The sequence below is a fragment of the Actinopolymorpha sp. B9G3 genome (assembly GCF_040120725.1).
In the GTDB taxonomy this organism is placed as follows: Bacteria; Actinomycetota; Actinomycetes; order Propionibacteriales; family Actinopolymorphaceae; genus Thermasporomyces.
In genome coordinates this window covers 225,704-247,141 of sequence record NZ_JBEEAB010000007.1, presented here as the reverse complement: position 1 = coordinate 247,141, position 21,438 = coordinate 225,704, and the positions used below count along the sequence as shown (strand labels likewise).

At 67.6% G+C, this 21,438-nt stretch carries 14 protein-coding genes; 6 read left to right on the top strand and 8 right to left on the bottom strand.

The features are described 5' to 3' along the window. Positions 1-136: 136 nt before the first annotated feature. Both ABNF93_RS15275 and ABNF93_RS15270 read left to right on the top strand, forming a co-directional pair. Positions 137-2,773, top strand: coding sequence for a hypothetical protein (locus tag ABNF93_RS15275; RefSeq protein WP_349328699.1), 2,637 nt, complete (start codon positions 137-139; stop codon positions 2,771-2,773). 211 nt (positions 2,774-2,984) lie between these two features. Continuing rightward, positions 2,985-4,118 (top strand): LacI family DNA-binding transcriptional regulator, encoded by a 1,134-nt coding sequence (locus ABNF93_RS15270; RefSeq protein ID WP_349328698.1) that lies wholly within the window; start codon positions 2,985-2,987, stop codon positions 4,116-4,118. A gap of 461 nt (positions 4,119-4,579) precedes the next feature. Here ABNF93_RS15270 and ABNF93_RS15265 read toward each other — a convergent pair whose 3' ends face one another. Beyond that, complete coding sequence (locus tag ABNF93_RS15265; RefSeq protein WP_349328696.1) at positions 4,580-5,242, bottom strand: hypothetical protein; 663 nt, start codon at positions 5,240-5,242, stop codon at positions 4,580-4,582. A gap of 210 nt (positions 5,243-5,452) precedes the next feature. On the opposite strand from ABNF93_RS15265, the gene ABNF93_RS15260 reads away from it, so the two are divergent. Both ABNF93_RS15260 and ABNF93_RS15255 read left to right on the top strand, forming a co-directional pair. After that, positions 5,453-7,375 (top strand): ABC transporter ATP-binding protein, encoded by a 1,923-nt coding sequence (locus tag ABNF93_RS15260; protein ID WP_349328695.1) that lies wholly within the window; start codon positions 5,453-5,455, stop codon positions 7,373-7,375. Beyond that, on the top strand, positions 7,365-9,146 hold the full coding sequence (locus ABNF93_RS15255; protein WP_349328693.1) for an ABC transporter ATP-binding protein: 1,782 nt from the start codon (positions 7,365-7,367) through the stop codon (positions 9,144-9,146). The genes ABNF93_RS15260 and ABNF93_RS15255 overlap by 11 nt, the downstream gene beginning before the upstream one ends. 32 nt (positions 9,147-9,178) lie before the next feature. On the opposite strand, the gene ABNF93_RS15250 is transcribed toward ABNF93_RS15255, so the two are convergent. After that, on the bottom strand, positions 9,179-9,922 hold the full coding sequence (locus ABNF93_RS15250) for a phytanoyl-CoA dioxygenase family protein (RefSeq protein ID WP_349328692.1): 744 nt from the start codon (positions 9,920-9,922) through the stop codon (positions 9,179-9,181). A gap of 395 nt (positions 9,923-10,317) precedes the next feature. Between ABNF93_RS15250 and ABNF93_RS15245 the strand changes: the two genes are divergently transcribed. Both ABNF93_RS15245 and ABNF93_RS15240 read left to right on the top strand, forming a co-directional pair. Next, positions 10,318-11,205 (top strand): enolase C-terminal domain-like protein, encoded by an 888-nt coding sequence (locus ABNF93_RS15245; protein ID WP_349328691.1) that lies wholly within the window; start codon positions 10,318-10,320, stop codon positions 11,203-11,205. 124 nt (positions 11,206-11,329) lie between these two features. Continuing rightward, positions 11,330-12,430 (top strand): CobW family GTP-binding protein, encoded by a 1,101-nt coding sequence (locus ABNF93_RS15240; RefSeq protein ID WP_349328689.1) that lies wholly within the window; start codon positions 11,330-11,332, stop codon positions 12,428-12,430. A gap of 254 nt (positions 12,431-12,684) precedes the next feature. Here the strand turns inward: ABNF93_RS15240 and egtD are convergent, their stop codons facing one another. The 6 genes from egtD to ABNF93_RS15210 form a co-directional block, all read right to left on the bottom strand. Beyond that, positions 12,685-13,659, bottom strand: coding sequence for an L-histidine N(alpha)-methyltransferase (egtD, locus tag ABNF93_RS15235; RefSeq protein WP_349328688.1), 975 nt, complete (start codon positions 13,657-13,659; stop codon positions 12,685-12,687). Positions 13,660-13,751: 92 nt separating this feature from the next. Beyond that, positions 13,752-14,483: an ergothioneine biosynthesis protein EgtC gene (gene egtC, locus ABNF93_RS15230; protein WP_349328686.1), complete on the bottom strand. Its 732-nt coding sequence runs from the start codon at positions 14,481-14,483 to the stop codon at positions 13,752-13,754. An 18-nt stretch (positions 14,484-14,501) separates the two neighbouring features. Then, the gene (gene egtB / locus ABNF93_RS15225) at positions 14,502-15,869 is read right to left on the bottom strand and encodes an ergothioneine biosynthesis protein EgtB (protein ID WP_349328685.1); all 1,368 of its coding nucleotides are present in this window, start codon (positions 15,867-15,869) and stop codon (positions 14,502-14,504) included. Continuing rightward, positions 15,866-17,209: a glutamate-cysteine ligase family protein gene (locus ABNF93_RS15220; RefSeq protein ID WP_349328684.1), complete on the bottom strand. Its 1,344-nt coding sequence runs from the start codon at positions 17,207-17,209 to the stop codon at positions 15,866-15,868. Before ABNF93_RS15220 ends, egtB begins: the two co-directional genes overlap by 4 nt. A 373-nt stretch (positions 17,210-17,582) precedes the next feature. Beyond that, complete coding sequence (locus ABNF93_RS15215; RefSeq protein ID WP_349328682.1) at positions 17,583-20,183, bottom strand: outer membrane protein assembly factor BamB family protein; 2,601 nt, start codon at positions 20,181-20,183, stop codon at positions 17,583-17,585. A 14-nt stretch (positions 20,184-20,197) separates the two neighbouring features. Next, positions 20,198-21,292 carry a HupE/UreJ family protein gene (locus ABNF93_RS15210; protein ID WP_349328681.1) on the bottom strand — a complete coding sequence of 365 codons (1,095 nt, stop codon included), beginning with the start codon at positions 21,290-21,292 and terminating at the stop codon, positions 20,198-20,200. Between the last annotated feature and the right edge of the window lie 146 nt (positions 21,293-21,438).

Below are 21,438 nucleotides of genomic sequence, written 5' to 3'. Positions count from 1 at the left end.
CCGTTGACAGTGGCTGAAAGCCCTTCTACGTTCCCTAAACACCAACTACTAAAACGCTTAAGTGAGCCAGTTGTGCGCCGGTGCGGAGCCGTGCTTGAGCCGCCGCCTGCCGCAGCTACCACGGCTAGGAGCTGACGTGACTTCACCAACAGCAGGCGGACGAGCGCGCACCACGCGACGGACCTTCGTGGCGCGGACCGGTGCAGCTTCTGCCTTGTTGGCCTTGGGTGGTCTGGCGCGTCCATGGTCCGCCTGGGCGGATGCCGATGCGACGTCTGCGGGTTCACTGTCGAAGCCGCCGCGCAGTGCGGACCTTCGTGAGACGGGCGACCTGCAAAGGCGATGGATGAGCCTTTCCGGCAGCCGCCTGGTGGTCAATCCGTTCGACTTCAACACGAGCCTTCGGCCGGCGGAGTACAACAACGGCTCACACCTTCCACTTCATGTGGGCTACTACGCGGCCGCTCGTGCGCACCGCCTCCTCGACACGCTGATGTTGTACCGGAAGCCGGAAGGACGCACCGGCGGACTCGACGTGGCCTGGGCGGACGAGTTTGAGAGCCTTAGCGAGGACTGGATCGCCGATCCGGATCTGGAGGCGACTGTCTCAGACGGTCAGTTGCGCCTCAATCTCAGTGCGGATGCCAGCAACTGGTGGGGCTCAGTTCAGCGCTGGGTCGAGGTTGACCTGGACGAGAGCCCGTATATCGAGGTATCGATCACTGAACTGGCCGACGCTTGGGCGCTGCGTGTCAACGACGGCGGCGCCGACATCACCATCCAAGGCGACACCAACGACCAAGGCCAATTCACCTATGACCTACGTAAGCTCACCGGATGGCGGGGCACGAAACGGTTCCGAGTCCGCCTGGTCGTCGCCGTATGGGAGAAGCCTGCGAAGTTCGACTACGTCCGAATCGTCGGCGTACGCAGTGCCGTTGAGGACGCTCAGTCGTTCGAGACCGCCTGGCTGCCGCATGAGCTTCCCGCCACCGCAGAGTACGAAAGTGGCGCCTCGGTCGAGTTGCACGACTACTTCGCTGATGAGAACACGCTACTTCGGTCACTGTCATTCGATCTCGCAGACCCGACGGATCTGGGTTGGTTGATTGGTGGCCGGTACAAGGGTGATGTGTCCTGGGACGGGAGTGCCCGCGTGCTCACCGTGGCGGCCGACGCTTACACCTATGCAGTGGCACTTCCTGACGCGTCGTCGGGGAAGCTCGAGTACTACCCGCGCCTGGTTGACTTTCTCAGCGACACAGGTGCCGTGGATTCCCCAGGCAGTGAGGGATACTGGGCGGTGGAGCTGACGGCGGCGTCCGATGGACCGCTTCCCATAGCGCTGGGCTTCGCGACAAGCCAGGAAGGTGCCGACGTGGCGGTAGGGCGAGCTACTGCGACAGCTCGCCGCGGTGACTGGACCATCCTGCGCGCTATGCAGGAGCGTTCCTGGACCAGGTACCTGCAGTGCCAGGTGCCGCATCCCGCCGTCTTTGACCTCGTGGCCGCACCTGCGGGCTGCCCACGAGAAGGCTGCCCAGAGGTTACCCCTGATCAGGTCCGAGACACCTACTACAAAGCATGGATCTTCGCCGCAGCCAACGTGCTGCCACCCATGCCAGAGGTCGACTTCCCATACCCCCAGCTCGCAACGGGGAAGCCGTCTATGTGGGCCTTTGGCGCTCCTCAAGCGAGCGCGTCCGCAACCTGGGAGAGCATGCTGCAGATACAGTTCTACGGTTATGCAGACCCTGCAGTGGCGTGGAACGCCTTCCGCGGTTTGATGTCCCTCGTCGACGAAACAGGGGCCCTGGCGGGTGAGGTGCTACCTACTCGCGCCGCGCAGACGGCGATGGTTCTCTACCACCTGAGCGGCGACCAGAACAGGTTGAGGGACATCTACCCCTCACTGAAGCGACACCTTATTTGGAAGAAGGATAACCCCCGCTGGATCCACGGCGACCACGACAACCCACATGAGAAGGACGCCGGTTTCGTCGTTTCCGTTCTCATCGACATGAAGTATGCTCGTGACATCGCGGACATACTGGAATTCGATGAGGACATCGAGTTCTGGGAGAGCCAGCGACGAGAGTACTTCAACGAGTACCTTGCATGGTTCTGGGAGACTCCCGATAGCGAACCGGTCGAGTACTACTACACAGACACCGGGGCGCGGAACCGCGGCGGTACGTTGTGGATCACCAGCGGACTGCATCTGGACCTATGGAACGACAACAGCCAGCGCCAACTCGATGGGCTCAAGCGACGGTTCACCGCCGAGTTCAAACCGCAGGAGCCATTCGGCAACTTCGCCTACCCCAAGTACTCCGACATCAGCTACACCATCTACGGTTTGCTCGACCAAGGCATGCACGGTGAGGCTCTTCAGCTGGCCAACGTGGCGGTACGTGACACCACCAGAGCGAACATGTTCGCCGAGGTGTATTTCGAATGGGAGTTCCCCGAACCGCGCGGTGTAAGGCCATCCTTCTTCGGTGCCGGCTTCGCCATGGACATGGTGATGATGAACAACGGCTACCGAATGGACCAAGGCTGGCCGCACCTGGTCCGATTCCACTCCGGTGAAGGTGGCGTGTCGAACCTGCGCCTTCGCGGCCGAACACTGAACCTCCGTGTCGAACCAGAGTCAGGTACGGTGCGGTGCGGCGGCAGCCTCGTACGCGAGATTCCCGATTGTCGGGAAGTTGCGGTCGCAGTCGGCGAAACCGTGCCCCTCCCACTTAGCTGTGGCTCCGCAGCGTTTTGAGGGGACAGATCTCATCGCTTACTCCGACGACCTCACGGATCGGGCGAAAGTGAAGACCACGGCGTCCGGCCGGTGACTTCCCATTCGTTAACCCGGCAATCGAGCCGAGGCTGTCAGCGCGTCGGATGCCACCCCCGCCAATGACCTTGGCCGCCGTCTACAGTGAAAAGGGCTAGACCCTTCAGTGCATCGGGGAAGTGGGTGGGTGGCCATGAACCAGGTCGTCGGACCCGAGGGGGCGGCGCCACAGAAGGCGCACACCGGATCGGCCGTAATCACCGGCACCCGCGGTCGGCGACCGACCATCGGGGATGTTGCGCGGCGTGCCGGGGTATCGAATGGCGCCGTCTCCCTGGTTTTCGGTGACCGTCCAGGGGTCGGGCGCGCCACCGCGGAACGCATCCGCGCGGCAGCAGCCGAGCTCGGGTGGGTTCCCAACGCTGGTGCCCGGAGCCTGTCCAGTATGCGTTCGTACGCGGTGGGGATCGTCCTCAGTCGGCCAGCCCACCTGCTGGCTGCCGACCCTTTCTTCGCCGGGTTCATCGCCGGAGTGGAGCACGTCCTCGCCCGCCACGACTACGCACTCCTGCTCCGTGTCGTCGAGAGTGCAGAGCAGGAGGATCACGCCTACCGCAGTCTAGTCGGAGGTCGGAGAGTCGACGGATTCATCCTCACCGACACTCGATGGAAGGATCCGCGGATTTCGCTGCTGTCGCAGCTGGGTGTCCCCACTGTCGCCCTGGGCCCGGCCGGCCGCTCCTGCCCTTTCCCCGTCGTAGGCCCCGACGACCGCCGCATGACGACGGAACTCGTCCAACATCTCATCGACCTGGGACACACCCGAATCGCCCACGTATCCGGACCACTGGCCTACATCCACTCCCGCGTCCGGCGGACGGCCTGGCGCGCCGCACTTCGCCAAGCCGGCCTCCAACCGGAGGCGGAAGTGGAGGGAGACTTCACTGCCGCTAGTGGTGCGGCCGCCACCGTACGGCTGCTTCGCGCGGACGATCCACCCACCGCCATCTTCTACGGCAACGACCTGATGGCCATCGGCGGAATGTCAGCCCTCACCGACAACAACCTGGCAGTACCAGGCGACGTCTCGATCACTGGATACAGCGAGATCAACCTCGCCGCCTACTCCTCGCCCGGGCTCACTACCGTCCGACGCGACCTCGAAGTGTGGGGTCAAACCGCCACGCGCGCACTGCTGGAAATCATCGACGGCGGCCAAGTCCCCAACCAGACACATGTCGCCAGCGAACTAGTCATCCGCGCATCTACCGGCCCAGCCCCGAAGCTGTCAGGACTCTTTGAAGAGCAGGCCACTGGCGCTCTTTGAAAATCGGCCACCCAATCACGTGGTCGAACGCACCAGCAGGTACACGATGCTGCTGCACCTGCCGCGTATGGACGACTTCGGCGTCACCCCGTACGTGAAGAACAGGCCCCCGCTGGCCGGCCACGGTTCTGGGAACTGCCTCGCTATGAGAATCAAGGCGGCGTGACGCGGCGCACGTCTGGCCGCCCTCGCATGCAGGCCCCTGGCGGCGTCCGCGCTGACCTCGAGTACAAGGTCAGGTTCCACGCGAAATGTCGGGCCGGCCTCTGCCACGACAGTGTGAACTCCGCTGGCACGGATGGTCTGGGCCGCTTCGGAGAGTAGCGCGCCGATCTCGACGGCGGCTCGGTCGGTGAGTTGGATAGCTCGGCCGACGTGGAATCCGGCGATCACCAGTGCCGCTCCGACAAGCCGGAGACCGTGAACTCGACCCAGCCACGGCCTAGGTCGCGCTTCCCATGTCAGGTCTGGGTGAAGCCGCCGATCTTGTCCTTGACCGACTCCCACCACGTCCGTTCGTCCGCCGGGAACCGCTCCCGCGATCTGGACAGTCGGCTCGAGCCCGCGTGGTACCACTTCCGTGCCCACGGCGAGTGCGGTTTCGCGACGCGAATCGCTCCGACCAGAGCGATCAGCGGTACGACGATGCCGATCAGGCCGGTGCTGATCTTTCCCTTCATGAGGGCAACGAACGAGAACGCGAGATTGCCGACGATGGTCGTCGTCGCGGCCCAGACGCTCGGGTGGGTCTCGGCTTCGTCGCTCAAGGGGTTGGCGCCAAGGAGCAGCAGGCCACCTACGCAGGCGGCGACGAGGACCGCATCGACGGACGTACGCCCTTCCCGCGCCCAGTAGACGTCCTTCACGTAGAGCCACAACGCCAGCTCGTCGAGCGTGAGAGCGGCGCCGCACGCGAAGGCGACGGCGAGAACCTGCAGCCACGGCGGCGGTGGCCGGTAGACGAACTCTCCGGCGCCGGCACACATCATCAGGAAGATGCCGTACACGTCGTGGTGGACGTGGACGTTGCCGATCTTGGCGTTGCCGAAGGGGCCGCGTCCGGCCCTGATCAGCCGCGTGACGACACGGGTCAGGATGAACGTCACGAGGAAGGCGCCCAGCATCCAGGCCAACGTGCCCCGACCGTGTACCACCGGACCCCCTCACCCGCGCGAACCCTCGATCCGCCGCGGTGTGCCTCAGCCCACGGTAAGTCGTCCGGACGGTCCGGTGACCGGATATGGACGGCTCGGCCGAGGACCAACACTGTCCTGGCATGCCGCAACGCTGAAAGGCTGGCGCGGCGGGTGCCCAGCTGGTGAGGAGGATCGGCGATGCGGCGCCGAATGCACGACTGGTGGGTTGTGAGACTCGACCGCCGGCGACGCTGGCAGGCGCTGCTCGGTCTGCTGTGGCGGGCTGGACGCGGGCGTACCGTCGCCCTCGGCCTGCTGACGGTCCTGCAGGGCCTGCTGCCCATCGCGGTCATGCTCGCGACGGGCCTGCTCGTCGACGCCGTGCCCGGTGCGGTTCGGGAGGGCCTGAACTCGCCGGCCGGTGCTCGCGTCGTGCTCGCCATCGCACTGGTGGTGGCGGCGTTCGCGGCGGGCTCGGTGGTCGGTGCGCTCGCGGAGTACCGCGCGAAGACGCTGGACGACCGCTACGCCCTGGCCGTCCACGAGACGGTTGCTCGCGCCACCCTGCGAGTACGCGGGATCGCCGGGTTGGAGGACCCGACGGTCGCGGGCGAGATCGCGGCGCTCGAGGAGGTCGAACGCGCGGACGGTCACCTGACCACAGTGCAGAACCTCCGGTTCGTCGTGCAGTACCGCGTCACGGGTGCGGCCGCACTGGCGCTGTTGTTCGGTCTTGCCTGGTGGGTGCCCTTGGTCCTGCTGGTCGGCTGGCGGATCCTCAATGCGGGCTTCGTCTCCTGGGTCGCCCACGGAGGGGAGCTCGGCGCGGCGATCGCGAGCACGAGCATGCGCCGGTCGCGCTACCTGAGGAGCCTGGCGATCGAACCCGCACCGGCCAAGGAGATCAGGATCTTCGGCCTCGCCGACTGGCTGGTCGGACGGTATGCCGAGACCTGGCTGGCGGCGATGGGTGACGTGTGGCGTTGCCGCCGGGCCTCGATGCGCGAGATCCTGCCACCCCTTGCCGCGTTGGTCGTGGCCCAGGCGGCCGCCTACGGCTGGCTCGGTTGGTCGGCGTTCCATGGTGGGGTTTCGGTGGCACTCGTGGTGGTGTACGCCCAGGCGATCATGAACTCAGACGGCGTGGGCGTGGTCGGCGATCCGCAGTGGGCCATCGGGCGCGCCGCGGTGGCAGCCCGGCAGGTCAAGGATCTCGAGGACCAGCTCGCTGGCGGAGGTCTCGAACCAGGCGGGGCGCCTGCGCGTGGCGCCGCTCGGCGCGGTCCGGTGGGAGTGCGGTTCGAGGGTGTGCGCTTCACCTACCGCGCCCGGACGCAACCCGTCCTTGACGGCCTGGATCTGGAGATCCCGGCCGGCCAGTCGCTCGCGATCGTCGGCGAGAACGGCGCCGGTAAGACCACGCTGATCAAACTCCTCTGTGGGTTGTACGACCCCGATGCCGGCCGGATCATGCTGACGAACACTCGGGCCCGCGTGGACTCCTCCGGCGTCGCTCCGAGCGATCCCGCCGGCGTGGGCAGGATCGGCGTGATCTTCCAGGACTTCGTACGCTACGAACTGCCGCTGCGCGCCAACGTCGGTTTCGGCAACCTCGCCTTGACAACAGACCAGCAGGCCCTGGACGACGCCCTTTCCGCGGCCGGCGGGGGCGAACTCCCCGACCAGCTGCCGGTCGGCTGGGACACGGTGCTGTCCAGGGGCTACGACAACGGCCAGGATCTGTCGGGCGGGCAGTGGCAGAAGGTCGCCCTCGCCCGTGCCCTGCTCGCGATCCAGGGCGGCGCCGGCCTGCTCGTCCTCGACGAACCCACGGCGGCCCTCGACGTCCGCGCCGAGACCGAGCTCTTCGACCGCTTCCTGGACCTGACGCGCGACGTCACGACCATCCTCGTGTCGCACCGGCTCGCCAGCGTGCGGCATGCCGACCGGATCGTCGTCATCGCCGGCGGCAGGGTGTGCGAGGACGGTACGCATGACGAGCTGCTCGCCTCGGGTGGACGGTACGCACGGATGTTCGCCCTGCAGGCGCAGCGTTTCGCCGCCGCGCCCGACCCCGACGGCCAGCCGCAGGGGGAGGAGGTGGCGAGTGATGCGGGATAGGTGGCGGGGCTTCGTCCTGCTGGTGCGTACGGCCTTCCGGGCCGGCCGGTGGCTGTCGGTCGGTGCCTTGCTGGAGCCGCTCGGTCAGGTAGCCAACGCGTTCCTCGCCCTGTTGATCGGGCTCCTCGTCGACGCGGTGGTCGACAAGGACGCGGCCCAGGCCGTGGTGGCCCTTACCGCGATCGTGGCCTCACAGGCGATGTTCCAGGGGCTGACCTCGGTCGGAAACGAGCTGCGCCTGGTCCTGTCCGAGCGGGTCGGGTTCGCCTTCGACCGGGAGATCGCGAGACTCACTGCGGCGTTGCCGGGGCTGGACCACCACGAACGCGCGGACTACCAGGACCGGCTCGAGCTGCTGCGCCAGAACCAGGGTGTGCTCGGCGCCTCGATGAACAGCCTCGTCAACGCCGCCAACGCCTTCGTCGTGGGCGTGTCGAGCCTGGTGGTCCTGCTCTACCTCCATCCGTTGCTGCTGGTCCTCGTGCTCTTCGTCCTCCCGGGGTTGCCGCTCGCCGTGTGGAACCAGCGCTGGCAGCGCACCGCGGAGGAGCGCTCCGCGACCCCCAGCCGACTCGCCCGACACCTTCGGAGGCTTTCCTACGACCGGAACGCGGGCATGGAGATCCGGGTCTTCGGCCTCCAGGACGAGATCGCTCGGCGGGTGCGTGACACCTGGGTCTCGGCCCGTGGACCTGTCCTGCGGGCGGCACGACGCTGGGGCCTGGCGGTCAGCTTCCGTGACCTCGTCTTCGCGGTGGGCTTCGGCGCGGCGTTGCTCTTCATGGTGTGGCGGGCGACCCGCGGCGAGGCCAGCCTGGGGGAGGTCGCGGCGACGATCGTGCTCTGCCAGCAGCTGCAGACCTACGTGATGTGGCCGATCAACATGGCCGCGAGGTTCGGCGCGACGCTGCGCGCGGCCGGGCGGCTGCTGTGGCTGCAGGACTTCGCCGAGAGCCACGAGGCGAGACGGGCCGGTGCCGAGCCCGCGCCGGAACGCCTGACCGCCGGCATCGTGTTCGAGGACGTGTGGTTCCGGTATCCCGGCACCGAGGCGTGGGTCCTGCGCAACGTCTCCTTGACGCTGCCGGCGGGCTCCGTCGTCGCCGTCGTCGGCGAGAACGGCGCCGGCAAGACCACCCTGGTCAAACTCCTCACCCGGATGTACGAACCGACCCGGGGCCGGATCCTCGTCGACGGTGCCGACCTCGCCACCCTCGACGTGCGGAAGTGGCGGGCCCGCCTCTCGGCGGCGTTCCAGGACTTCGCCCGGTTCGAGCTGGTTGCCCGCGAGGCCGTGGGGCTGGGCGACCTGGCGCACCGCGACGACGACGCGGCGGTGACCTCGGCCCTGAGCAGAGCCGGTGCCGCCGACGTCGTACCCACCCTGCCCGGCGGTATCGACACGCAGCTCGGGTCGAGCTGGGCCGATGGCGTCGACCTCTCCACCGGGCAGTGGCAGAAGCTGGCCCTCGGCCGGGCTCTGATGCGTACCGACCCGTTGGTGGTGTTCTTCGACGAACCGACCGCGAGCCTGGACGCGCCGACCGAGCACGCGTTGTTCGAGAGCTACGCCACGACCGCCCGGGCCGGGGCGGCGAACGGGATGATCACCGTCCTGGTGTCCCACCGGTTCTCCACGGTGCGTACGGCCGACCTCATCCTCGTCATCCAGGACGCGTCCGTGAGCGAAGCGGGCAGCCATGACGAGCTGATCGACGCGGGCGGCTTGTACGCCGACCTCTACACGCTGCAGGCGAGCTCGTACCGGTAGACGGCGTGCGGCGGCCGGGCTGGGTGCCGGTCTCAGCCGATCAGCGGATACGACGGTGCCTCGCCCTCGCCGGTGAACCTGTGCCCCGGCCCGAAGTAGCTCATCGTCGCCGCCCTGCGTGGGCGGCCGGAGGTGTTGGCGGCGCTGCCGTGGACGAGCAGGCTGTGGAAGAACAGCCCGGTCCCGCGCCTCATCGGTACCTCGACCAGCCTCGCCGGGTCGTGGTGCTCGGTGGGGATCACGAAGTCGTCCTGCGTGGAGACGTGCGGCGCCGGCCCGCCCCGGTGGCTGCCCGGCGCGACCACGAGGCAACCGTTGTCGGCCGCCGCGTCATCGAACGGAACCCAGCACGACCACAGCGACATGGGCTCGATCGGCCAGTACGGCGAATCCTGGTGGACCCCCTTCTGCGACCCCACAGCCGCCGGCTTCATCAAGGCGTCCGCCCGGAACAGGCGAAGGGGCGCACCGAGAAGGGTGTTCAGGCGGGTCGTCACCGACGGGTGAGAGATGAGCGTACGGAACAGATCGTCGCCGAACAGCCCACTGATCTTCCGGACGTCGCCGCCGGGCTCGGTGTCGCAACCGCTCCTGACGACCGCTGGCTCCCGCTGCAGCGAGACGCCGCCCGGCAAGGGGCGCTCGCCAGCGGCGTAGTCGTGCAGCCTGCTGGCGAACTGTTCGCATTCGTCGTTGTCCAGGAGGTCTTCGACGAGGAAGAACCCGTCGCGTTCGGCCCGGACGGTCAGGTCGCTGTCAGTCGCGGAGATGGCCATGGTCGGACACCCTCTCGGAAATCGCCGGTGTGGACGGCCGGAGGGGGTGGCCGGTCAGCGCCGACAGCCACCCACGCGCTCGGTTCACGACACGCGCACCACCGAGAATGCAAGCATGAAGATCCTTGATGTCAAGGTGGCCGAGGCTCCGATCGGTTCGCAGTTCAGCAACGCGGTGATCGACTTCTCCCGCATGACCGTGTCGGTGGTCGCGGTGGAGACCGATGCCATCGTCGACGGCGAACGGGTCGTGGGCTACGGCTTCAACTCGAACGGACGTTACGCCCAGACCGGGATCATCACCGAGCGGCTGCTCCCGCGCCTCCGTGCGGCCGCACCTGGCGATCTCGTCGACGCCAAGTCGGGCACCCTCGACCCGGTCCGCTGGGGCGGTCATGAGGAGCAACGAGAAGCCCGGCGGACACGGCGACCGGGCGGTGGCGGCCGGGATCGTCGACATGGCGCTGTGGGACGCCGCCGCGAAGGCGGACCGTCAGCCGCTGCACCGGGCCCTGCGCCAACGCTTCGCGCTGCCCGGTCCGCCGGCGCAGGACGTGGCGGTCTACGCCGCGGGTGGCTACTACTACCCCGACAGCACGCTGGGCTCGCTGCGGGAGGAGATCCAGAGCTACCTCGACCTTGGCTACCGCACGGTGAAGGTCAAGATCGGCGGGGCCCCGCTGGCCGAGGACCTCGCCCGGATCGAGGGTGTCCTCGCGATCCTGCCCGCCGGCTGCCGCCTCGCCGTCGACGCCAACGGACGGTTCGACCTGGCCACGGCGCTCCGCTACGCGGAGGCGTTGTCGGCGTACGACCTCGCGTGGTACGAGGAGCCCTGCGACCCGCTCGACTATCTCGGCCATGCGGTGGCCGCCGAGGCGTACCCCGGCACGATCGCGACGGGCGAGAACCTCTTCGCGGTCCAGGACGTACGAAATCTCCTTCGCCACGGCGGGCTCCGGTCTGACCGAGATGTCCTCCAGATGGATCCGTCGCTCTCCTACGGCGCGGGGGAGTACGCCGCGATGCTCGACTGCCTCGCCGCGCACGGCTGGAGCGCTGACCGCTGCTGGCCGCACGGGGGGCACCTGTTCAACCTCGCCGTGGCGAGCGCGTTCGGGCTCGGCGGGTGCGAGTCGTACCCCCGCGTGTTCGAACCCTTCGGCGGGTTCGCGGACGACGCTCCGGTGGAGGCCGGGCGCGTACGCCTGTCTGAGCGTGCCGGCGTCGGCATCGAGGGAAAGGCCGCGCTCCACTCGCTCGTCCGCCGCCTCTTCGACTGAGCCACGCGTACGCAACGTGTGGCACCGTTGATCGGGACTCTTATGTCTTGCGCAGAAGGCGTTCCGGACTGGAGACTGAAGCGGTCGAGGTCGTCCGGTTCTCCATCCCGGGCGGGAGGTGTTCATGGCTTCTCCGCTGCCAGTCACCGTCGTCGCGTCCATGGACGACGTACTCCGGCGCACCGCGGCCTCCGCCGTGCTCTGCGACCTGCCGCGCTCAGTCGTCGTCCAGCACGATCTTCACGGGCTGGCGAGCGACGACGCGCTGCGGCGGGTGGTCTACGACCTGGACGGCGTGGTGGAGAACACCGCTGTCCCGCTCGAGCACGCCTGCCTGAGCTGCGCCCTCCGCGAGGACGTCGTGCCCACGCTCGTCCGGCTCGCGCGGAGCGGACGCTGGGACCGGCTGGTCCTCGCGCTCCCCGTCACGGCGGAGCCGGACCTGGTCCTGAGCGCGCTCCACGGCGCCGTGGTCGACGGACAGTCCGCAGCGTCAGTGGTCAGCCCGGCAGGTGTGCTCGCGACTGTCGACCTCACCTCGCTCGTCGACGATCTGTTCGGCGACGATCTGCTGGTCGAGCGCGGCCTTGCGATGACCACCGACGACCGGCGTGCGGTGGGTGAGGTGATCGCCCACCAGATCGAGTGCGCCGACATCGTGGCCAGTGCCGGCAGCCCGTCCCCGGACAGCCGTGAGGCGACGGTCGTCAGGCACCTCGCCCCGACCTCGGCGGAGCTCGCCGATCTGCACGATCTCGACGTCGCGAAGGCGATGGCGCGGGCGCACGGTGCGCGTGGCCCGCACCGCGGGGACTACCGGCGGGCGGAGCTGTCTGGTGCTGGGGAGAACAACGGCGTATGGACGCTCGATCTCGCGTCGTGGCGACCCGTCCACCCGGCCCGGCTCCACGACCGGATCGTCGACCTGGCCGGCGGTCAGCAGCGCAGCCGGGGCTGGTTCTGGCTGCCCACCCGTCCCCGCGCGGTCTGCGGCTGGGACAGTGCCGGCGGCCAGCTCAGCATCGGCACGGTGGGACGGTGGTCGGCGACCAGCCCGCAGACGCGGATCGTTGTCACCGGTATCGACGACGGGCGCGAGCGGCTGCGGGAGGCGTTCGACGGGGTGCTCATGACCGACTCCGAACTCGCCCGCGGGCTCTCCCACTGGGAGGAACGTGACGACGGGTTCTCGCAGTGGCTCGGTGAGATCGACGAGGCCGCCTGACCGACCGGCGCGCATGGACCCGGATCGCGGAGAAACCGAGGGTCTGCTCCGGTACGCCTGAGGCACGGTGCACGAGCAATGACCAACGATGCGCGGCCGATTTGCCGCGTTTCGGTTGAATGATCACGTAAACGTGATCACTCCTCACGGCGGCAGCGGCCACGGTCGCGGCGCCCACGGTCGCGGTCGGGGGTGTGGCCGGGCCGGCCACAGCAGGGCACCAGTGGGACACCTGGGAGAGTCCCGCAAGGGGCTCACACGGGCACGGCAAGCGACACGGCGAAGTCGTTGCCCGGATCGGTCCACCAGGACTCAACGGCGAACCCAGCGGCCGCCAGCTCCTTCTCAACGCCCTCCTGGCGGAATTTCGCCGAGACCTCCGTTCGCATCTCCTCGCCCGCCTCGAAGACGACTTCGAGATCGAGGTCGCGGATCCGGACGGTCTGTGCCGAAGTGGAACGCAGCCGCATCTCGATCCACTCGTGCTTGGTGTCCCAGACGGCGACGTGCTCGAACGCGGACGGAACGAAATCCGCCCGTAGCGCGCGGTTGATGACGTAGAGGACATTGCGGTTGAAGTTGGCCGTGACTCCCGCGGCATCGTCGTAGGCGGCGACCAGGCGGTCGGGGTCTTTCACGAGATCGGTGCCGAGCAGGAGTCGGTCGCTGTCGTTGAGACCGGCACGGACCGCGGCGAGGAACGCCGCCCGCTGCGCGGGTTCGAGGTTGCCGATCGTGCCGCCGAGGAACGCGATCATCCGATGACTGCCCTGCGGCAGGTGCTCCAGATGTTGCTCGAAATCGGCGACGACCCCGTGCATCTGCAGGTCGGGGTAGTCGGCGCCAAGGGCCTCCATGGCACCCTGCAAGGCGGTGTCACTGACGTCGACGGGTACGTACCACCGCAGGCGCCCGGTCGTGCGCATCGCGTCCAGGAGCAGCCGGGTCTTGGTCGATGATCCCGAACCGAGCTCGACGAGCATCTCACCCTCGGCAAGCTCGGCGATCTCCGTGGCCCAGTTGGTCAGGATCGCTTCTTCGGCACGCGTCGGGTAGTACTCGGCGAGTCGGGTGATCTCTTCGAACATCGCACTGCCGCGTGCGTCGTAGAAGTATTTCGGCGGGAGGACCTTGGGTCGCTTCCGCAACCCCTGCCGGACATCGCGGGCGAGGTTCTCGGCAAGGTCGTGCGCTGTGAGATAGCGGCTGATGCGATCGGTGGTGCCCATTGCTGTCACACGATCCTCCATCGTCGGGCCAGCTGCCGGACAGGTCCAGATCTGGATGTCTTCTTGGTGGTCCTGGTTGACGTGTGCCCCTTCTAGAGCGGCATGATGCGTAGCCCGTCGTCGTCCGCCTCGACCAGGCTGCTTGGTGGCACCTGATGCCAGTCCGAACGCGTGTCGCACGGTTCGGATGCGAGAAGCACCGATCCGTTGTCTGTACGCGCGAAAAGGCTGTCGCCCGACGTCGTCGCCGCCAGGCGCTCGCCGTCACTTGCCAGGAGGTTGAGCCGACCACCGCCGCCGTGTGCGCTGATGTCGTGCACGACCTGCGCGAGGCCCGCGCCGAGGCTGGCACCGGCCTCCCAGTGTGCGACCGCGAGACCGAACAGCAGGGCCGAGTCCATCGGCGCGAGAGCGTCGGTCACCCAGCTTGCAGAGTCACGAAACACCTTGTGGGCAAGACGAAAGTCCGCGAGCGCGCCATTGTGGCTGAACAGCCACCGGTCATGCGTGAACGGTGCGGCGCCGGATTCGTCGCTCGGAAATCCCGGTGTGGCCGAACGCACGGCCGCAACGACGCAGCGGGACTCGATCGTCGGTGCGAGGCTGGCGAAGGACTGGTCACTCCAGATCGGCACCGCACGACGGTAGCGCACGGGCGGTGTCCGGCCCGGAACGTACCAACCGGCACCGAAGCCGTCGACGTTGACGAGTCCGTGTTCCTGGTGGCGGGGTGCGTACGCCTGTGTGGACAGCGAATGCGGTGGCGCGAGGAGAAGGTCGTGCAGAGCCGTTGGGCGTCCGAGGTAGCCGAGATGTCGACACATGAGGTGGTCCTCTGTTCGTCAGGCGTCGCGTGCGCAACGGAAGCCGGCGAAGATCTGCCGGCGGATCGGATAGTCCCAGTTGCGGAACGTGGCCCGGCAGGCGGTCGGATCCGTTGCCCAGGATCCGCCGCGCAACACCATGTAGTCCGTACCGAAGAAGGCTTCGGAGTATTCGCGGTACGGAAAGACACAGAAGCCCGGGTGTCCGGTGAACTGCGTCGAGGTCCACTCCCACACGTCACCCAGCATCTGCCGGGCACCCACCGGTGACGCGCCGCGTGGGTAGGACCCGACGGGCGCGGGGTGGAACCGGACCTGACCGAGGTTGGCGTGTTCGTTCCCGGCCGGGTCGTCGCCCCAAGGAAAGCGCCGTTTCGTCGCGTGCACCGGATCCCATGAGGCGGCCTTCTCCCACTCCGCCTCAGTGGGGAGCCGCTTGCCGGCCCAGCGTGCGTAGGCGTCCGCTTCGTACCAGCAGACGTGCTGCACGGGTTCGTCCATGGGCAGGAGCTCGGCGTGTCCGAAGCGGCGACGCAGCCACGTGTCACCGTCGTGCACCCAGAACGCCGGAGTCCGCTTGCCCGACCGACACCGCCACTCCCACCCTGTGTCCGTCCACCAACGCGGTTCGTCATAGCCGCCGTCGACGATGAACGCGAGGAACTCGCGGTTGCAGACCGGCGTGGTGTCGATCCAGAACGCCGGTTGGTCGACGGTGTGCGCAGGACGTTCGTTGTCGTAGGCCCAGGGGTCGGTCGACGTTCCCATGACGAACTCGCCGGCGTCGACGAACACTTCCTCCGGGAACGGGCCGCCGTCGACAGGTGCGGGTTCGGCATCGGTCGCCGGGAGAACCGGATCGCCCTTCCGCAGCTGATGGGTCGCCAGCATCGTCTCGTCGTGTTGATGCTCGTGCTGGATCACCATGCGGTAGACGAATCCGTCGGAGAGCAGCGTCTGGCCGGGGGAGTCACCGGGAAGGCGGACGGTCTCCAGCGAGTCGAGCACCTTGCGGCGGACGAGGCCGATGTAGTCATGCGCTTCGGCCGGGTCGAGCAACGGTAGCGACGGTCGGGCCGCGCGGGGATGTTCGAACGCGTCGTACAGCGTGTCGATCTCCGGTCGCATCGGATCGATGCCGGCGGCCTCGCGCAAGAGCCACAGCTCTTCGTAGTTGCCGACATGGGCGAGGTCCCACACCAGGGGAGACATCAGCCGGGAGTGCTGCCGGACCAGCTCCGCATCGTCGAGGACGCTGGTGGTGAGTCCGTAGCTGCGGGTGCGGACGCGTTCGAGCTCGGTCGCGACGAGTTCCTTGAACGCATCCTCCGACGCGTCGGCAGGTGTCGCGGGACGGACCTCGGGCTGGCGGGCGGACAGGCTCATCGGAACTCCTTCGCGGGGGCGAGGGCGAACGGGTGGGCGTCGTCGGCGGGACATCGGCGGCGCGCGACGTAACGGTCGAGATAGGACTCGACGAGAGCGACGAGTGCGGTGTCGGTGCCGTCAGCACGCAGGCTGTCGATCGCGGTCTCGAAGCAGGCAGTGGCGGCGCGGAAAAGCCCTGGATGTGCCAGGCCCCGGTGGGCGGCGTCCCACCACGCGTCGGCGACGGGCTCCGCTGCTGCCATGACCTCGTCACCTGCGCGCGGAGTATTGACCAGTGCGGAGAGGACAGCGACCGGAACGGGCCAGTACGCCGCCGGCTGCGCGTCGATGTAGCGCACCTCGAACCAGCCGCGTGGGCGTACGGGCGGGAAGAGAGTCGTGAGGTGATAGTCGAGGTCGTCGATCGTGGGCGCGGCACGGACGTGTCCGTTGCTGGCGCCGCTGACGCGGCCGTTGTCGCTCAGACGGCCCTTGTCGCTGAGACGGCCCTTGTCGTTGACACTGCCCGCACCGTGACCGTTGCTCGCGCCGCTGACGTGGCCGTTGCCGTTCGTCCCGGTCAGCCACTGCCGGAAGGTGTGCCCGGGATTGGTGACCCACTGGTCCGGACCCCCTCGCCGCACCATGACACCCGCGTCGAGGGCGTAGTCAGCCCACGCCGTGACCGGATCCGGACCGACGGGCGGGCGGGTCCTGCCAGGGTCGATGCGTTGCCAGACGACCTGCCGCATCGACCTGCACCCGGCGGACCGGCCGGCATGCCATGAGGAGTTGGCGAACGCCGCGACGAGTGGTGGGCCGACCGCATGGAGCAGGCGCCAGCGACGAGCGATGTCGGCGGCGTCCGTCCCCGCGTCGAGATTGACCTGGACGGCCGCGGTGCTGCACATCATCAACCGACCTTCGGGGCCGCGTCGGTCGAAGTAGGACTCCATCGCGTCGTAGCGGAGGTCAGAGATCTGGCGGACGGGTGGCCGGTACGGATCGATGCCGGTCCACAGGAGCGTGAGGCCGTCGTCGGCCAGGATGCGCTCGATGTGACTGATGTCGGCCCGAAGACCTTGCCAGCAGGCGGTGACGCCGAAGGCGGGCGGCGAGCTGAGCTCCAGCTGCCCACCGGGTTCATAGGTGACCGTGCTCCCACCGGGGGTGGGGCCGGCCTGCTCGAGGATGTTCCGGAGTCGGTCGAGGGGGATCACGCGGGTGGGGTCGGTGGCGTCGATGACACACCATTCCAGCTCTGCGCCGACAGTCACCGGAGGGCCGGTCTTGAAACAGATCGCGGCGACATATCCGTGTACGGCGTCACAGGACGCGACCTGCGTCGACCCGTTCATCTGCTGAACCTCCCGACGGGATCCCTGCACAGCTTGCCCCTTGAGCGGTCCGGCTAACGCAGCGTTTGCGGACTCGTGCCGATTGCGTTGATTGACGGGTGCGGTCGACGCAGCGTCGACCGCGGCTCTGGGCGTCATCCCGAAACGCTAACCGCCACCTCCGACAACCACTCCGGCACCCACCCGGCGAACCGGCTCGGACCGGCGTGCACATGACCACGTTCAGCATGCGTACGTAATCTGACCGTGGTGTTCGAGACCGGTGTAGACGGGCAGAAGCATGCTGAACGTGGTCATTCAGGGCACGAGAGGCTTCCTGATCTGCTTACTTCCTGGCTTGCTTCCTGGCTTGCTTCCTGGCTTGCTTCCTGGCCTACTTCCTGGCCGCGAAGGCGTAGAGGTTGCCGTCCCAGGCACCGACCAGCAGCGCGTTTCCGGAGATCGCGGGACCGGACGCCACCCAGGTGCCGATCTCGTAGCTCCACTGTTCACTGCCCGTCGCCCGGTCGAGGGCGTAGACGTGTCCGCCGTTGGACCCGACGTACACCGTGTCACCGCTGACCGCGGGAGCCGACAGGACGCCACCGAGGTACGGCTTGCCCGGCAGCAGAACACTCCACACGACCGCACCCGTACTGACGTCGAGTGCCGTCACCCGGCCGTCCGGGAAGCCGACATAGGCAGTGTCCTCGACAACTGCCGGTGTCGCCGGTGTCGCGTTCTGTGGAATGAACGACGGCCCCGGGCTCCGGTAGGTCCACAGGTCGGCGCCCGTCGTCGCGTCTCGTGCGATGAGGCCGTTGTTCGAGCCGATGAAAAGCCGGTTGCCGGCCACCATCGGCGTTCCGTCCTGCCAGCCGCCGAGGCGGGCCGTGGCGACCCACAACTGCTGCCCGGTGGCGGCGTCGTAGGCGATCACGCGGTCGGCGGTCTCGTTGCCGACGTAGACGCGCCCGTCCGCCACCGCCGGGGTCCCGTCGCTCATCGTCGCTCCGGTCATCGGTGACTCCCAGACCGGAGTGCCGGTCTTCGTGTCGAGGGCGGCCAGCAGGCCACGGCTCGCCGCACCGTGTCGCGTCTGGTAGGGCCAGTAGACCTTCCCGTCGGCGACCGCGGGGGAGTAGTAGGAGTACTTCCGCTGGATGGCCGGCGGATCCGCGGCCTCCGCCTCCCGCTTCCACCGGAGCGCACCGGTCTTTGCATCGAAGGCGTACAGCGTGGCATTCAGGGTCGGTACGAACACCAACCCGTCGGCGACCGCGGGAGTGCCGTGCACCGAGGCATCGGTGCGCGCGGACCAGACCCGCTTACCCGTCGTCATGTCGACCGCATGGACGGCGTTGGTCTTGACGTCGTTCTCATCGCGCGTGCCGACATAGGCGATTCCCCCGGCGATGACCGGGGAACCGGTGAGGATCGCGCCCGGCGTGCGATAGGTCCAGGCAAGGTCGAGCCCCGGTGCCAGCACCTCGGAGGCGACCCCGCTGTGACTCGGGTCGCCATGGAACTGCGGCCAGTCGGCACCCGCCTGGATCGTGGGCGGTGCCGCGTCGGTCACCGTGTACGTCGTCGTTGTCTTCCACCGTGCGCCACCGGACGCGACGGCCTCGACGTCCACCCGGTGCTTGCCTGGCGAACGAGCACTGGACGGGTAGCCGCCGTACCACGTGAAATCGCCGGAGCGCGCGAGGTCGCGCCACTGGCCTCCGCCGTCGAGCCGGTAGCGGACCTGCCGCACCTCGTCGGCGGTGTGGTACGCGTTGACCTGGATCTCCTTCAGCGCCCTCGCCGACACCTCACTGTCCGGCCCCGGGTTGGTGACCGTCAGCGCGCGGTCCACTCCGTACATCCGGAACGGGTTGTCCGAGCCCTTCCCGCGCATGTGGACGTAACGGAACCCACGCGGGCTGTGGTCGATCGTGTAGGAGCTGGAGTTCGTCTGCACGTGGCGGGCGCCCTTGACCCAGGTCAGGTCGGCCTGGTTGGAGTGCTCGTGGCCGACCAGGACCAGTTCGGTGTCGTAGGACTCGAAGAGCTGCTGGAAGGCGTCGTAGGCGGTCGGCGAGCCGAACGGCACGTTCATCGGCTGGTGCATGAGCACCACGACACGCTTGTCCTCCGCGTGGGTCTGGAGGTCCTGCAGCAACCAGGCGTGCTGCTCCTCGAACGGGGCTGCGCCGTTGTTCTCGAGCACCACGAAGTGCCGGTCGCCGTAGCCGAAGGAGTACCACTCCGGGCCGACGTGCCTGCGGTAGTTGTCGATCCGCGCCGGGTAGGTCGGCTCGCCGCCGTTGAAGTACTCGTGGTTGCCGACCGCTGGCCACACCGGTAGAGCCGACGCGGCCGTGGACCGCAGGTAGGACTCGAACTCCGCGTCGGTGGCGTTGTTGGTGAGGTCGCCACTGATCTGGACGAACGCCAGGTCCTGCGCGGTGTCGTTGATCTGCTGGAGTTGGGCGGCGACGTTGGGGTTGACGTGGGTGTCCGCGACGTTGGCGAAGGTGAAGTCACCTTGGCGCGAGTTCGGGTCGGGACGTAGCGCGAAGTCCGCCTCGACACTCGCGCCGTCGGCGAGCTCACCGAGGGTCCGGTAGAACTGCGGTGTCTTGAACTCGTCGGTCGCCACGGCGTAGCCGGCCGGCTTGCTGAGGTAGATGATGTCGGTGATCCGCCGGTCGACGTCCACATCGAGCGAGTAGCCGCCCTGGTCGTCGGTCTGGACCGTCCTGGCACCGTCGGAAACGCTCACGTCCGGGATTCCGGGCTCGCCCGCGTCCCTTTGGCCGTTGCCGTTGCTGTCGCGGTAGACGACGCCGGTCACCCCTGCGGCGGTCGGGTCGACCGCTTGCGCGATCACGGGTGTGAGTGGTGGGGCGAGGACCAGCGCAGCCAGAATGCCTGTGCTGGCTCCGAGCACGAGTCGCGCCGACGCAGGCGCGCCGCGCACGCCACCGAGACCGTTTGTCGTTCCCATGTCTGGTGCTCCGATCAGGTGAGGAGACGCTGGAAGAACCAGGTCATGGCGAGCATCGCGGCCACCGTGGTCGCGACGGTGTGGGCGATGGAAGACCAGGCGAAACGACGGATGAACAGCAGCAGCGGAAAGAGAACGCAGATGAGCAGGACCTGGCCGAGCTCGATGCCGAGGTTGAAGCTCGCGAGGGAACCGATGAGTCGTGGCGTCAACCCGTCGGTGAAGTTCAGGGTGCTGGAGAAGCCGAGGCCGTGCAGCAGCCCGAACCCGAACACGATGCCCAGCCGATGGCGCGACTCACCACCGAGAATGTTCTCGGCCGCGACGTAGGCGATGGACAACGCGATCAGCGGTTCGACGACCTGACCCGGGACCTCGACCAGGCCGACCGCGCCGAGCGCGAGGGTGAGGCTGTGGGCGACGGTGAAACTGGTGGCTACCTTGACGACACTGCCCAGGCCGCGCGCGCCGATCAGCAGGACGGCGAGGAAGAGCACATGGTCGAAGCCACCGAGAATGTGCTCGACCCCCATGACGACGAACCGGCCGAGTGCGGTGAGGACGGCAGTACGCCCCGCTTCGAGCTCCCGGTGCCCCTGGTCGAAGACGAACACCCCGCTCGTGCCACCGATCTGGTAGTCGACGACATTGGTGTGATTGTCGACCACAGCGTCCTCGGTGGAGAAGACTCCGTAACGCACGCGATAGCTGCCGTCTGGCTTGCCGGGACACTGATATACTAGGGCACTTTCGATGTACGGCGTCCCTTGGCGATGGACCAGGCCGGCGTTCTCGAACTCGCCCTCGCACTCAACTCCGTCCAGTGAAACTGTCACCCGACCGGAGAGATAGCGCGCCAACTCCTCGCGCCGATCCACCATTCGCTGAGCACGTCCGGCGTCGGTGTCGCCCCTCGCCGGAGCGGCCAGGCCGGCGGCCGCGGCGAGCACGTCGTACTCCAAAGTCGTGACGAACCGCACGTGCTCGCCATCCTGACGGATGACGGAGGTCCCTTCTGACGAACGCACATGAGCGAGTGCGGACGTGGGCGCGCACACGGCACAGGCCATGGCGACGACGACGAGATACCACCGACCCCGGGTGATCACAGCCCTGGAGAATAGGCGAGACAATTAGCCAGTTCGAGGGATGGATCAGAAACGGACACATGAACATCTCGTGTCCAAAAATATCCCGACCAGGTTTGCCCGGTGTGTTGACAGCGACAATGCTTGTATACCGGGACGGGCCGTTC

Excerpts from the sequence above, each read along its gene's own strand:
- ABNF93_RS15220 (WP_349328684.1), bottom strand. The coding sequence starts at position 17,209 with ATGAACGGGTCGACGCAGGTCGCGTCCTGTGACGCCGTACACGGATAT.
- ABNF93_RS15240 (WP_349328689.1), top strand. The coding sequence starts at position 11,330 with ATGGCTTCTCCGCTGCCAGTCACCGTCGTCGCGTCCATGGACGACGTA.
- egtD (WP_349328688.1), bottom strand. The coding sequence starts at position 13,659 with ATGGGCACCACCGATCGCATCAGCCGCTATCTCACAGCGCACGACCTT.
- egtC (WP_349328686.1), bottom strand. The coding sequence starts at position 14,483 with ATGTGTCGACATCTCGGCTACCTCGGACGCCCAACGGCTCTGCACGAC.
- egtB (WP_349328685.1), bottom strand. The coding sequence starts at position 15,869 with ATGAGCCTGTCCGCCCGCCAGCCCGAGGTCCGTCCCGCGACACCTGCC.
- ABNF93_RS15260 (WP_349328695.1), top strand. The coding sequence starts at position 5,453 with ATGCGGCGCCGAATGCACGACTGGTGGGTTGTGAGACTCGACCGCCGG.
- ABNF93_RS15250 (WP_349328692.1), bottom strand. The coding sequence starts at position 9,922 with ATGGCCATCTCCGCGACTGACAGCGACCTGACCGTCCGGGCCGAACGC.
- ABNF93_RS15245 (WP_349328691.1), top strand. The coding sequence starts at position 10,318 with ATGAGGAGCAACGAGAAGCCCGGCGGACACGGCGACCGGGCGGTGGCG.
- ABNF93_RS15255 (WP_349328693.1), top strand. The coding sequence starts at position 7,365 with ATGCGGGATAGGTGGCGGGGCTTCGTCCTGCTGGTGCGTACGGCCTTC.
- ABNF93_RS15215 (WP_349328682.1), bottom strand. The coding sequence starts at position 20,183 with ATGGGAACGACAAACGGTCTCGGTGGCGTGCGCGGCGCGCCTGCGTCG.
- ABNF93_RS15270 (WP_349328698.1), top strand. The coding sequence starts at position 2,985 with ATGAACCAGGTCGTCGGACCCGAGGGGGCGGCGCCACAGAAGGCGCAC.
- ABNF93_RS15265 (WP_349328696.1), bottom strand. The coding sequence starts at position 5,242 with ATGCTGGGCGCCTTCCTCGTGACGTTCATCCTGACCCGTGTCGTCACG.